Origin of the sequence: Actinacidiphila oryziradicis, from assembly GCF_005047355.1 — a bacterium.
Lineage (GTDB): Bacteria > Actinomycetota > Actinomycetes > Streptomycetales > Streptomycetaceae > Actinacidiphila > Actinacidiphila oryziradicis.
Genome location: NZ_SUMC01000009.1, coordinates 101524 through 114863, shown reverse-complemented (window position 1 = coordinate 114863; position 13340 = coordinate 101524). Strand labels below are relative to the sequence as shown.

Below are 13340 nucleotides of genomic sequence, written 5' to 3'. Positions count from 1 at the left end.
CCCCTCCTGAACTCATCCGTGTGCAGCGTCCGCGGAGGACGGCTGGTGGTTCGCTGCCCACTCGGCCAGCGTCTCGGTGTCGACGTGCCCGAGATCGGGCCTCGGCGCCAGCGGGCTGAGGAAGAACACGACCCGTACCGGTGCGGTCGAGTCGTTGAAGATGCGGTGCCGGAGGTTCTTGGGCACGAACACCGCCTGATCGGCGGATACCGTCCGCCGCTGCTCGCCGAGATCGACCCGCAGCTCGCCCTCAACCACGTGGATGTACTCCTCGGAGTACGGGTGGTAGTGCTCGGTGATCACCTCGCCCGGCTCCAGCACGACGGTTCCGGAGAATCCGCACGTGGTGCCCACCGTGGCCGGCGACAACAGAGTGCGCAGGTCCGCGCCGCGCCTGCGGTTGGACGGCACATCGCCGACACCGACGACGCGGGCCCGCCGGGCCTCCACTGCGGCCTTGACGGCCTTCATCTGGACCGGGGTGTTGCGGTCGAGCCGCTCCCGCATGGCCTCGTCGCCGATGGGCGCCTCCGGTTTCATGGTGAAGTCCTGCTGCCAGCGCATCTTGGTGCGGTCCTCCCCCACCGGCTGGTAGTCCCACCTCAGGTGCATGTACTCGAAGAACCCGGTCTCGACCCGCTGGGACCGCACCGTCCAGCTGGCGCGGTCGGACTCGCGCCGCGAGACCCACGACCACTCGTTGCCGTTCTCGTCGGGGTGCATCGTCAGCCGGAAGGTGACCGATTCCGCCGACTCCTCCAGCACCTCGGTGCTGGAGTACTCGGTGAACAGCTCCGGCCAGGCCCGGATGTCGTTGGTGACGGTCCAGACGAAGTCGATCGGGGCGTCAACGACGATCTCATTGTCGGTGTGACCTGTCATCGGTGCGCTCACCGCCCGGTACGAGCGGGCTGCTCATCCGCTACGATCCAGCGGATCTGGTTGGGCGTCGCGTCGGGGGTGGTCCGCTCCTCGGTGTCCACACCACTGTGGGTGTGCAGCTTCGCGGCGAACTCGGCACGCGCCAGCGAGTCCAGATCCAGTTCCTCGAAGGTCCGGTCGAAGTCGGCGGCGGATATACCGCGGTCGGCGCCGACGGCCAGCAGCAGGTCGAGCAGATCGCGGTCGGAAACGGTGTCACTCATGGATGCCTCTCCTTGTCCGGTGGGGAAAACGGTGGTTCAGACGGTCGCGGGCGCGCCGAAGGTCATGCCCTCGGCCAGGAAGCGCATGTCCTCGGGGGCTTCGGTGGCGATCCACCGCATCATGTCCTTGAGCATCTGCTTGGTCGGCGTGATGAACCGGACGTCCCGCTCCCGGAAGCCGAAGTTCGGAGCGACGAACTCGGAGGAGCCGATGCGTGCCATGAGCTCACGCCCCGCCACCGTGGCGTCGAGGGTGCCGGCGTCGACCTGGTCGCACAGCTTGACCATGTGGTCGAACAACGCACGGTACGCCGGCTGGTCCGGCCACCACAGACCGATGTTCGGCACATCCTCCAGCGCGTCGAACACGTCGTCGTCACGGGTCTTCTCGAACCTGTCAATGAGCCGTTCGACGCGCAGGTTGCCCGGCACTCCGCCGTAGGCCCACACCCGGAAGACCGCGTTCCACAGCTCGTAGTTCTCGAAGGACACGAACGAGCTGTTCACCATATTGTCGTTGAAGTCGAGCAGGCCCTGCTCCAGCTTTTCAACGAAACCGAACCGCTCTTCCGAGAAGTCGTCATCCTTCAGCGCGGCCAGTAGCCGCCAGGAAAGCGCGTTGATGACCTCGGCCGTATTGGATATTCCGCGCGAGAACAGCGGGTCGAGGAATCCGGCGGCGTGCGACATAAGGCACCAACGGTGCCCGATCGTCCGTGAGGACGAGTACTGCAGCCGGTCGGTGGACACCCATTCCCGGACCGCCCGGGCATCGGTGAATATCCGTTCGACAGCCGGGAACTTGGCGGCGTAGTGGGCGAATTCCTCACCCGGTGTAAGGTCCGCCGATTTGGGATAGAGCCGTTCATCGAGGGTGAGTCCCACGCTGACGAGCTGGTTGCGTGAACGCGGCTCGTTGTTGAAGGGGATCACCCAGAACCATCCCCTGGGGAACATGTGGTGCATGGTCCCGTGGAACCACGGCACCGGGGGCATTTCCGTCAGCGGCATGCGCAGGCATTCATCGGTGGTCTTGACCCCGACCATGTGGGTGAACAGCGACCGCGAGTGGTGCTTGAACCTCGCGGGCTGTTCCCGCAGGGCGAGCTTCTGCGCCAGCGGCGAGCGGAAACCGCTGGCGTCGACGAGATACCGGGCGGTGTGCCGGGTGCCGTCCTGCCCGACGACGGTCACGTGGTCATCGCCCAGCTCGACGTCCGCCACCCGGTAGCCCTGCTTGGCGACGCAGCCGTAGCGCACTGCGGCGTAGTACAGGTAGGCGTCGCTGTCCTGCCGGAACAGATGGCTCGACTGGTTGAGCTTGGCGGGCGCGTTGAACTGGTTCACCTCAAGCGGATCCGGCTCCTGCCCCTCGTGGTGCACCATGAACCCGAAGTGCCGCTTGATGCCGTTGGTTGTGCCGATCTCCTCGATGCAACTCTCGTACGAGGTGAGCACCTCGAGCTCCGGCACTCCATACCTGCGGGCCAGGAGCTTGAAAAGCACCAGAGTGTGCGGAGTGGTCGACTCGCCGACCGCGAACCGCGGGTGGTTGGCGGCGTCGATCAGCAGTACCGACGCTCCGTTGCGGGCGAGAATCGCGCCGAGTGTGGATCCGGCGATTCCCGATCCCAGGATGATCACATCGAATTCTGTGCCGTTCGTTCCGGATTCGTTGGACATCAGCTCTCCCTGCTCATAAGGAAAAATCTACGGCTCGGCCGCCGCATTTTCATCCACCGCCAGTCCGAAGAACGAGGTGGACTTAAGGACTAGAGCGGCCTGTCCTCGCGTACGAGAAATTCGTTCCAAGGTGCGCAAATCACATGCACCCGTGCGTCGGTCCGGTCGGCCACCACTGCCGCCAACCGCCTGGCCTTCCACCGCAGGAGCGAGAACCGCCACGCCCGACGGCATTCGTGGACCAGTACGACAGCGGCATCGACGGCCCGCACCACCGACAGCAACTCCTGTTTCGGGTAGTGCAGCAGCACCAGATTCCAGTGCACTTCGCCGGTGTGCAGCAGCTGCGTCAGTTCGGACGTAATCTGCAGCTCGTAATCGAACAGGAAATCGGTGTACGGCAGGCTCACCGCAAAGCCATTGAACGGATCCGGCCATGGCAGCAGCACCGCGACCGTCAGCGTGGATTCCGCGGCCGAGGCGTACGCCGCGGCAGCCCGCACCGTGCCGGGGCAGTAACCGTGCGGCGGCAGCACGACAAAGACGCCGCCACCCCTGCGGTGGACTTCGGTCGGCCAGGTACGCTCCGGAGCGCTCACCGCAGCGGCTCCGTGCGCTCAGCCAGGAACTCGTCCACGAACACCGTCGAATGGGTGCCGGCCACGAAGGCGGGCTGGGCGATCAGTTCGCGGGCCAGCGGGATCGTGGTGGCCACCTCGTCGCTGTCCACCTGGAACTCCTCCAGGGCACGGGTGAGGCGCGCGATCGCCTCGTTCCGCGTCGGCGCCCACACGATCAGCTTGGCCAGCAGGGAGTCGTAGTAGGCGACCACTGCGTCCCCCTCGGCGAAACCGGAGTCGACCCGGGTGAACGGTCCGGCCGGCGGCCGGAACACCTTCAGCACCCCTGGGGTCGGGCGGAAGCCGCGTTCCGGGTCCTCCGCGTTCACCCGGCACTCGATCGCCACACCGCGCACAGCGACATCGCGCTGCGTCCAGGTCAGTTTCTGCCCGGCGGCGATCCGAATCTGCTCGGCCACGATGTCCACACCAGTGGCCATCTCGGTGACCGGGTGCTCGACCTGGATCCGGCCGTTGATCTCCATGAAGGTCAGCCGGCCCGCCCCGTCGACCAGGAACTCCACCGTCCCGGCACCGAGGTAGCCGACGGCGCGGGCGGCGGCGACGGCATACTCCCCGAGCTGCGCCCGCTGCTCCCCGGACAGTCTCGGCGACGGCGTCTCCTCGACCAGCTTCTGCTTGCGTCGCTGCAGCGAACAGTCCCGCTCGCCCAGGTGCAGCACCGTGCCGTGCCCGTCGCACAGAACCTGCCCCTCCACATGGGCGGCGAAGGGCAAATACCGCTCCAGGTAGACACTCGGGTCGCCGAATAGCGCCTGTGCCGTAGCGCGTGTCTCACGGAAGATCGAGGGCAGCTCGCCCGCTTTTCGCACCACCGCGATACCCCGGCCGCCACCGCCCGCCGCCGCCTTGACCACCAGCGGGTAGCCGATCGCCCCGGCGATCTCCTGGGCCTCGGCGAGGGTGCCGACCGCGCCGTCGGATCCCGGCAGCACCGGCAGTCCCGCGTCGGCCATCAGGCCGCGCACGAGCGCCTTGTCGGCGATACGGTCCATCACCGTGGGCGTCGGGCCGATGAAGGTGATGCCGTTGTCCTGGCAGATCTCGGCGAAGTCGGCGTCCTCGGACAGAAACCCGTACCCAGGGTGGATCGCGTCCGCCCCGCATTTCAGCGCGGCCTCGATGACATTGGGCACACTGAGATAGCTGCGTTTGGCCGGAGGCGGTCCGATGTGGACGGCCTCGTCCGCATAACGCACGACCGCGGACCGCGAGTCGGCGGTGGAGTAGACGGCCGCGCTGCACACCCCCAGTTCCCGGCAGGCGCGCGCGACGCGGAGCGCGATCTCTCCCCGGTTGGCGATCAGGATCTTGCGGAACATGCTGCCTCCGCTCCCGGCTCAGGTCTCGTCCGGTTCGACCCGGACCAGGCCTTGGCCGAACTCGACCGCGGTGGCGTCGCCGACCAGGATCTCGGTCACGACACCGCTCCATTCGGACTCGACGTGGTTCATCAGCTTCATCGCCTCGACGATTCCGATCGGCTGCCCGGCGACGACCCGGTCTCCGACCTCGACGAAGGTGCGGGCACCAGGTTCCGGAGCCCGGTAGAAGGTGCCGACCAGCGGTGCCGTGATCGCCTTCCCCGGTGCCGCCTGCGGTGCGGCGGGTTCCACGGGCGCGGGTTGGGCCCCGGGCGGGTCCACCACCGGTGCCGCCGCCGCGATGCCGGCCACGGCCCAGGTCACCTCCAGCTGCGCATCCCCGATCCGCGCGGTCACCGCGGTGAGCGTGCCGGGGAGGTCACGGACGAGCTTGCCGACCTCCTCGCGCAGCAGGCGCAGCGGCTGGTCATCACCGTCGGTCAGCACGATCTGCGCGGACGTGATGCCGTTGGCGACGGTCCGCTCAGCCATCCTGATCACCTTCGCTCGCCCACGGCCTGCCGATCTGACGGAACCGCTCGAACCGCTGCTCCCGGCGCTTGTCCGGCCCGACATGCCACTGCTCGTCCAGCGCCAGCTTGATCCCGCGGTACAGGGTCGCGGCCATCTCAGCCGGTGCGGCCTGTGCCCCACCGGCCGGCTCGGGCAGTACGGCGTCCACCACACCCAGCCGCAGCAACGCGGGCGCGGTCAGCCGCAGCGCCTCCGCGACCGGCTCGGCGTGGGAGGGGTCGCCGAACAGGATCGTCGAGCAGCTCTCGGGGCTGATCACGGAGTAGCAGGCGTTCTCCAGCATGAGCACCCGCTCCGCGGCGGCCAGCGCGAGCGCTCCACCGCTGCCGCCTTCGCCGATGATCACCGACACGACCGGCACGCCGAGCTCGGACATACCAGTGATCGACTCGGCGATCGCCCAGGCCTGGCCGCGCTCTTCCGCGCCGAGCCCCGGGTACGCGCCCTGGGTGTCGACCAAGGTCACCACCGGGATGCCGAGCCGTTCGGCCAGCCGCATCAGCCGCAGCGCCTTGCGATAGCCCTCCGGCTGCGGCATGCCGAAGTTGCGCCTGACCAGCTCCCGGGTGTCGTGTCCCTTCTGGTGCCCCATCAGCATCACCGTCGAGCCGCCGATACTGGCCAGACCGCCCACGATGGACGGATCGTCAGCGTGCAGGCGGTCACCGTGCAGCTCTACGAAATCGCCGCACATCAGCCCGATGTAGTCCATCGTGGTCGGCCGTGTGAGGTCGCGGGCGCACCGGACGGCATCCCACGCCGGCTTCGCGCCACAGACCGCCGGATCCGTCACCGGGTCACTGCCTTCGCCGCTGTCGGCCACCGCACCGCCACCGGCCAGCAGCGCCAGCACCCGGCCGAGCAGACCGCGCAACCCGGCGCGCGACTCGACGCGGTCGAGCATGCCGTGCTCCAGCAGGTACTCCGCACGCTGGAAGCCGTCCGGCAGGCGCTTCCCCGTCGCCTTGGCGATCACCTCGGGGCCGGCGAAACCGATCGCGGCCCCGGACTCGGCGATCAGGATGTCACCGAGCGTGGCGAACGACGCCGTGACCCCACCGTACGTGGGATCGGTCAGCAGGCAGATGCTGGGCACCCCCTCGCGTCGCAGCCGCGCGAAGGCCTGGCCGGTCTTCGCCATCTGCATCAAGGAGATGGCGCCTTCCTGCATACGTGCGCCACCGGAGGCGGTGACGACCAGCAGCGGGATCCGGGACGCGAGGGCGATCTCGGCCGCGGCGGTCACGGCCTCGCCGACGGCGGCACCCATGCTGCCGCCCATGAAGCTGAAGTCCATGACGGCGACCACGACGGGACGGCCCGCGATCTCACCGGTGCCGTGGACCACCGCGTCATCGAGGCCGGTCCGCTCCCTGGCCGTCCGCAGCCGTTCGGTGTAGGTCCGTGAATCGGAGAAGCCGAGAACGTCCACGCTGCGGTAGCGGGTCGTGGCGGGGGTGAACGAGCCCGGATCGAGCAGGGTGCCCAGCCGCTGCGAGGCGCTGAGCCTGCCGTGGTGCCCGCACTCGCGGCACACACCGAGGTCACGGCGCAGCCGCGGCAGATAGGTCAGGCCCGCGCAGCCAGGGCACTTGGCCCATTTCGGCTCGTCGGCGGAGTGGACCGCGACAGCGGGTTCGACCGTCGTGGTCATCGCCGCACCCCGCCGTCCGGGGTCCAGCAGTAGAACTCGGCGGCCAGCGCGTCGGCGGGGCTGGTCCAGGCGTCGGGGTCGTAGGGGTCGACGTACGGCCGCAGCTTCCGGCTGAGGTCCACGAAGTCCTCCCGACCGGCCGCGGCGCGCAGCGCGGACCGGTGGTCGCCCTCGAACTCGACGTAGTGGAAGTACAGGTCCCGGTAAGCGAACAGGTGCCTGCGCCGGACACCGAGCAGGCCGGGAAGCTCACCGGTATCCGAATCGGCGAACAGCCCAGCAATGTTCGGCGCGTTCTCCGGATTCATCCGAGCGACGATTAGAGCACGATCTGACATCAGGTTTCCCCCAGGCAGGGTCGCGTTTTCACGGTGTTGGAACGGTAATTTGCGAATGCGGTGAACGTCACCCGCACCGCTGATGAAAAGTTCTCTCCCACCGCCGGAGAACGGTCTCCGTCGTTCGGTGGAGAAAAGACCGTCACCGGTCGGTGAGCCGCTCCAGCCGATCAATCACCGCCGGCAGCGCGGGCAGCCGACGGAAGTCGTCCTGGACGTAGGAGACCGCGTCGGCGTACTTGGACTCGTCGAGCACCGTACGAACCGCGCTGCGCACGTCATCGGGGTTCAGGGCCTGCGCGTCCAGTGACGGCGCGGGCGGACGGTGTACGTTCGCGAGGTTGACGCCGAGCCCGAGATTGGCCAGGTGCATGCTCACCACTGGCTGGTCGGCGCCCATCGGCAGAAGGCACAGCGGTACCCCGCTCGCGATCGCGACCAGGATCGAGCTGAAACTGCCGTGGCTGATGAAGGCCGCGCAGTGCGGGAGCAACGCGCGGTGGTCGACGTAGCGGACCAGCCGCACGTTGGGCGGCAGGGTCCCGTAGTCCTCGGGGTCGGCGGACCGGCCGATGGAGGCCACAAGCCGAACGGGCTCGTCCGCGAGCGCCGTGAACACGGCCCGGTTCACCGCACGGGCCGCCGGGGTGCCGACGAATGTCGTACCCAGCGACAGATGCACCAGCGGCTGTTCCCGCGACCCCAGCAGCTCCGACAGTCCGTCCGGGGGCGGGGGCGTCGGCTCGTCGAACATCGCCGGCCGGTAGCGGAACTCCTGTTCCAGCGGCTCTCCGTACGGCAGGTCCAGCGTACGGGGCTTGCGGTGCAGGTAGAGATGGCTGAACATCCGGCGCAGTTCCGGATCGGGTGCCAGGCCGTACCTCGCGGTCAGTTCGGCGAGCTCGGCGCTCGCCATCGCCTGCATGATCGGCCGCGGGGTACCCATCGCCGACGCCGCGGCGGCCTGCGGGACACCGAGGAGTTCGGCCGCGACCCACCCGCCGAACTCCATGGCGTCCCACACGATCAGTTCGGGCTCGAACCGGCTTGCGTGCGCGAGCAGTCCGTCGACCATGCCCATGCCGGCGACTTCGGCGAAGGCACCGATCTGCGGCCCCTTGCGCTGGTGGAACTGCGGCAGGGATGACGCATCGGACTGGGACCAGTCCGCCCCGCACGGCAGCAGCCGGAAACCCTCCCGGGTGAACGCCGCGCCGAACGTCTCGGCGGTCGCCACCGCGACCTCGTGCCCCGCCGCCTCGGCGGCCCGGACCAGGGGAACCATCGCGTGAAAATGAGCGGTACCCGGCACACAGGTGAAAAGAATGCGCATGTCGCCCCCATCAGCTCGATTCTTGATATCGATCCTAGGCATGCCGCAAACCGGTCACATCCATCTGCGGCACCCGCATCGGCCAGTACTCCGGGAGGAGCTCTTCCACCAGGAGGACGAAGGATCGAAATCCCATTTCGGGGCGACGACTGAAGAGTTCTTTCCCGCTAGCCTCGGGTTATGACCTCAGACGTTTTCGCGCTCGATTCCGAAGTGGACGGCAACCATCTCCGGCAGGTGCTCGGCAAGTTCGCCACGGGCGTCGCGGTGGTCGCCACGAGCACCGCACGCGGTCCGGTCGGCATGACCGTCAACTCGTTCTGCTCGGTCTCGCTGAGCCCGCCGGTCGTGCTGTTCTGCGTCCGTCACCAGTCGCAGCTGCACGAGGCGTTCTCCTCGGCCACCACCTTCTCCGTGAACGTACTGGCCGAGGGCCAGGAGGCCCTTTCCCAGCAGTTCGCCAGCCCGGGCTTCGACCGCTTCGGCTCGGTGCGCTGGCGCCCCGGCGTCACCCGCTCCCCGGTGCTCGGCGGAGCACACGCGGTCCTGGAGTGCCTCACCAACGGGCTGTTCACGGCCGGTGACCACGACATCGTGCTGGGCCGGGTCGTCGCCGCCCACCCGCTCGCTCCCGGGCAGCCGTTGCTGTTCCACTCAGGCGGCTACCGGGGACTGGCCTGACCCTTCGCCTGCAGTCCCCGGTAGCCGCGTGGTGGGCGGGTAGGTTGGCGGGAATACCTCAGAGTGCCTTTCGCGGACCGCCCGGCCGGATCCGTTGGATCAGGCTGAGCGCGGGCGCGGTCATCACCGTGGACACCAGCGTCATCATCACCAGGATCGCGAACACCGTCGGACTGATCATCCCCAGGTCGAGACCGACGTTGAGCACGACCAGTTCGGTCAGCCCACGGCAGTTCATCAACGCCCCGAGCGACAGCGACTCCCGCCAGTCGATACCCGCCGTGTGCGCCGCGACCGTGCTGCCCACCCCCTTGCCGAGCACCGCCACCACGATGACCAGCAGACACCAGCCCCACAGCCGCAAATCCGTGCCCAGCAGGGCAAATTTGGTGCGCAGCCCGGTGTAGACGAAGAACAACGGCAGCAGCACGGTCATGGTGAAGGTACGGACCGGCTCAATCACCCGGTCCACGTTCCCGTCGCCGCGCGGGGACACCACCCCGAGCAGGAAGGCTCCGAAGATCGCGTGCACCCCGATCTTCTGGGTGCCCAGCGCCGACAGCAGCACAGCCGAGACCATCACCGGCAACAGGACCTGCTGCCCGGCTTCGCTCTTCACCAGCTTCGCCAGCAGCGGTCGTACAACCAGGAACATCAGCGCGACGAACGCGACGAGTTCCGCCAGGGTCACCGCCACGCCGGCGAGCGACGAGTTCGTCGCGGTCGCGACGACAACGGCCAGCAGGCACCACGCGGCGATGTCGTCCATCGCGGCACACGCCAGCGACAGCGAACCGAGCGGCGTACGGTCCAGTCCCCGGTCGACCAACAGCCGTGCCAACACCGGGAACGCGGTGACGCTCATGGACACGGCGAGAAAGAGCGCGAAGGTCGCGAAGGACACGCCGGGAAGAGACAGCGACCGGTACATCGCGATCGCCAGGATGACGCCACTGGCGAAGGGCAGGGCGATACTCACCTGGCTCACCGTCACCGCCGCAGCACCACGGCCGCGGATCAGTCCGACATCGAGCTCGTAGCCGACCAGGAACATGAACAGTACGAGCCCGACCTGCGCGAGGATGTTCAGCGTCGGTGCCAGATATGGCGGGAAGAGCCACTCGTAGCCGGCCGGCCAGAGCAGTCCCAACAGCGACGGCCCCAGCAGCACCCCGGCGAAGATCTCGCCGATCACCCGGGGCTGCGACATCCTGCCGAACAAGCCCGCGCACAGCCGGCAGACCAGCAGGATCACCGGCAGCGCGATCAGCAGCTTGGGGAACGGGTCGGCCGTGGCGACCGCGGACGGCGCGTGAGCGCCGGGCGCCGGACCGCCGGAGTGGGCGCGCAGCACCAGAACCGCACCGGCCACCGGCACGATCACCAGCCCCACGTAGAGGAACATGGAGCGGCGCAGCCGGACCGTCGCCGGCGGGCGCAGCTCCACACGTGTCTCAGCCATTCCCGGGAATCCTTTCCACAACGGGGAGACCGGTCGCCCGCTCCGGCCGGAACCCGACCGCGACAATGCGGGCCTTGGCCCGCTGCAGGGGACCGAACCGGAAGACCGCCCGCAGTAGTGCCGGTGGCCTGCCCGCCACCTCGCCCGCGAGCAACGGGGTCAGGAAGCGGTCCTGTATGGTGCGTTGCAGGCGTTGCGTCATGGCGGTCGGCAGCGAACGGCGCTTTTGGACCTTGGCGAGCAGCCGCCCGCCGACCCGGCCGTTCAACAGTGCCGGGGTGAGGATCCGCGCCGCGGCCACGGCGTCCTGGACCGCCAGATTGATACCGACCCCTCCCACCACGGACATCGCGTGCGCCGCGTCACCGATCGCCAGGAAACCTTCCCGGTACCACCGTTCGGCGCGGTCCAGCCGCACGTCGAGTTCGTGCACGTCCTCCCAGGTCCGGATCTCTTGGGTACGGCCGTCGAGCCACGGGATCAGCCGCTCCAGCGTCTGCCGGAACTGGTCGAGGCCGGCGGCGTCGGACCAGTTGTGCGCGGTTCCCTTGGGAATGACGTAGGCGGCCTGCCAGTAGTCTTCGCGGTGGATCATCGCGACCATGCTGCCCCGGCTGAGCCTCGCGAACGTCCGTCCAGGATCCGTGTCCTTCCGGGTCAGCCGGAACCACAGCAGATCCATCGGGGTGCCGAAGGTGCGCACCGGAATCCCGGCCGCCTGGCGCAGCACGGAATGCCGCCCGTCGGCCGCGACCGTCAGTGCGGCGCGCAGCTCGTGCTCCTGACCGTCCTGGACATAACGCACGCCCACAACACGGCCGTTCTCCTCGATCAGTCCGGTCGCCCGCGCGTTCAGCTCCATGCGGAACCCGGGGTACTGGCGGGCCTGCGACGCGACAAAGTCGAGGAGGTCCCACTGCGGCATGTACGCGATGAACGGGTACGTGATCCGCAGCGAGCCGAAGTCGGCCAGGCTCATCTCACCGTCGTCGGTCACCGCCAGCACCGACGACTCGCGCTGATGCGGGATGGCGAGGAATTCCTCGCCGACCCCGAGGTCGTCCATGATCTGGATGGTCGACGAGTGCACCGTGTCGCCCCTGAAGTCACGCCGGAAGTCACCGTGCTTCTCCAGCACCACCACCGACACACCAGCGCGGGCCAGCAGCCAGCCGAGCACAGCCCCGGCCGGGCCGCCCCCGGCGATCACGCACTGCGCGGTGTCCTGGGTGTCCTGGGTGTCCTGGGTGTCCTGGGGTTCGTTCACCTTCACTTGGCCTCCACGGGTTCCGCTACGGGTGCCCGCCGGGAGGGCGCTGCGACCAGGTGCAGAGTCAGCACGACAACGATGCCCAGCAGGGCAACGAGGTTGCTCACGACGAGCGCGGTCCGCGCGCCCGCCTGTTGTGCGATCCAGCCGATCAGTGGCGCGCCGACCGGGGTGGTACCCATCGTGAGCACCATGAACAGCGCCATCACCCGGCCCCGCATCTCAGGCGCGGAGCCGAGCTGCAGACTGGAGTTGGCCGCGGTGATGAAGGTCAGCTGAGTGAGTCCGACCGGCACGAGGGCGATCGCGAAGGCCGTGTAGCCGGGCATGAAGGCGGACAGCAGGTTCACCGTGGCGAAGGCGGTAGCACTCGCCGTCACAAACCTCCAGGACACCGATTTCCGCCGGGCGGCCAGCGCCGCGCCGACCAGTGATCCGATCGCGGTCACCGAACCGAGGAGACCGAACTCGCGTGCGCCACGGCCGAACTCATGGGTAGCCATGAGCGCGTTGGTGATCGGCGAGTTGGCCGAGAAAGTACCGACGAACGCCGTCACACCGAGGATCACCCGGATCTCCGGTTCCCGCATCGCGTAACGGACCCCGGCCACCAGCATGGACAGGCTGCCGCCCCGGTCGGCCGGGACCTCGTGCAGTCGTGCCGGATCCATCCGTACCAGAGCCACGATCGGGGCGATCGCCGTGGCCGCGGCGATGAGGAACACCGGCCCGGTGTCGCTGACGGCGATCAGTGCCCCGGCCACTCCGGGGCCGATCAGCCGGGCGGCGTGGAAGGAACCGCCGGACAGCCCGACCACGCTGGGCACTTCCTCACGAGTGACCAGTTCCAGCACGAACGCCTGCACGGTCGGCTGGAACACCGCGTTCGCCACGCCGAGCATCAGCGCGATCAGGTAGACATGCCAGGTCTGGACCCCGCCGCTGAGCACCAGTGTGCCCAGTGCGAGTCCGCACAGGCCGACCGCCGCCTGTGTCCACAGCAGCAGGGCGCGCCGGGGGAACCGGTCGGCGAGCATGCCGCCGACCGGCCCGAACAGCAGGATCGGCAGGAACTGCACACCGGTGACGAGCCCGAGCGCGGTGCCCGACCGGCCGGTCAGTTCCAGCACCAGCCAGTCCTGGGCGATGCGCTGCATCCAGGTGCCTACGTTGGCGACCGACAGACCGAGCAACCACAGCCGGTAGTTCCGGTTGCGCAATGCGGGAAGCACGGC

At 68.4% G+C, this 13340-nt stretch carries 13 protein-coding genes; 1 reads left to right on the top strand and 12 read right to left on the bottom strand.

Features of this window, described 5'->3' with window-relative positions:
• Positions 1–12: 12 nt before the first annotated feature.
• The 9 genes from FCI23_RS12745 to FCI23_RS12705 all read right to left on the bottom strand — a co-directional run bounded on the left by FCI23_RS12745 (position 13) and on the right by FCI23_RS12705 (position 8692).
• Positions 13–882, bottom strand: coding sequence for a cupin domain-containing protein (locus FCI23_RS12745; protein ID WP_136723631.1), 870 nt, complete (start codon positions 880–882; stop codon positions 13–15).
• Between the two features lie 8 nt (positions 883–890).
• Positions 891–1145, bottom strand: coding sequence for a phosphopantetheine-binding protein (locus tag FCI23_RS12740; RefSeq protein ID WP_136723630.1), 255 nt, complete (start codon positions 1143–1145; stop codon positions 891–893).
• 36 nt (positions 1146–1181) lie between these two features.
• On the bottom strand, positions 1182–2828 hold the full coding sequence (locus FCI23_RS12735; RefSeq protein ID WP_136723629.1) for an NAD(P)/FAD-dependent oxidoreductase: 1647 nt from the start codon (positions 2826–2828) through the stop codon (positions 1182–1184).
• A gap of 89 nt (positions 2829–2917) precedes the next feature.
• The gene (locus FCI23_RS12730; protein ID WP_136723628.1) at positions 2918–3427 is read right to left on the bottom strand and encodes a hypothetical protein; all 510 of its coding nucleotides are present in this window, start codon (positions 3425–3427) and stop codon (positions 2918–2920) included.
• Positions 3424–4791: an acetyl-CoA carboxylase biotin carboxylase subunit gene (locus FCI23_RS12725; protein WP_136723627.1), complete on the bottom strand. Its 1368-nt coding sequence runs from the start codon at positions 4789–4791 to the stop codon at positions 3424–3426. Before FCI23_RS12725 ends, FCI23_RS12730 begins: the two co-directional genes overlap by 4 nt.
• A gap of 18 nt (positions 4792–4809) precedes the next feature.
• Complete coding sequence (accB, locus tag FCI23_RS12720) at positions 4810–5325, bottom strand: acetyl-CoA carboxylase biotin carboxyl carrier protein (RefSeq protein ID WP_136723626.1); 516 nt, start codon at positions 5323–5325, stop codon at positions 4810–4812.
• On the bottom strand, positions 5318–7021 hold the full coding sequence (locus tag FCI23_RS12715) for an acetyl-CoA carboxylase carboxyltransferase subunit alpha (protein WP_136723625.1): 1704 nt from the start codon (positions 7019–7021) through the stop codon (positions 5318–5320). Before FCI23_RS12715 ends, accB begins: the two co-directional genes overlap by 8 nt.
• Positions 7018–7359, bottom strand: a complete 342-nt coding sequence (locus FCI23_RS12710; RefSeq protein WP_136723624.1) for a TcmI family type II polyketide cyclase — start codon at positions 7357–7359, stop codon at positions 7018–7020. The genes FCI23_RS12715 and FCI23_RS12710 overlap by 4 nt, the downstream gene beginning before the upstream one ends.
• A 142-nt stretch (positions 7360–7501) precedes the next feature.
• A complete protein-coding gene (locus FCI23_RS12705; RefSeq protein ID WP_169316778.1) occupies positions 7502–8692 on the bottom strand; it encodes a glycosyltransferase in 1191 nt (396 codons plus the stop codon).
• A 180-nt stretch (positions 8693–8872) separates the two neighbouring features.
• On the opposite strand from FCI23_RS12705, the gene FCI23_RS12700 reads away from it, so the two are divergent.
• The gene (locus tag FCI23_RS12700) at positions 8873–9373 is read left to right on the top strand and encodes a flavin reductase family protein (RefSeq protein ID WP_136723622.1); all 501 of its coding nucleotides are present in this window, start codon (positions 8873–8875) and stop codon (positions 9371–9373) included.
• A 58-nt stretch (positions 9374–9431) separates the two neighbouring features.
• On the opposite strand, the gene FCI23_RS12695 is transcribed toward FCI23_RS12700, so the two are convergent.
• From FCI23_RS12695 to FCI23_RS12685, 3 genes are read right to left on the bottom strand one after another with little or no spacing between them, the layout of a single operon-like run.
• Positions 9432–10835 (bottom strand): cation:proton antiporter domain-containing protein, encoded by a 1404-nt coding sequence (locus tag FCI23_RS12695; protein WP_246143672.1) that lies wholly within the window; start codon positions 10833–10835, stop codon positions 9432–9434.
• Positions 10828–12102, bottom strand: a complete 1275-nt coding sequence (locus FCI23_RS12690; protein WP_136723621.1) for an FAD-dependent oxidoreductase — start codon at positions 12100–12102, stop codon at positions 10828–10830. The genes FCI23_RS12695 and FCI23_RS12690 overlap by 8 nt, the downstream gene beginning before the upstream one ends.
• 2 nt (positions 12103–12104) lie before the next feature.
• Positions 12105–13337, bottom strand: a complete 1233-nt coding sequence (locus tag FCI23_RS12685) for an MFS transporter (RefSeq protein WP_169316777.1) — start codon at positions 13335–13337, stop codon at positions 12105–12107.
• Positions 13338–13340: the final 3 nt, after the last annotated feature.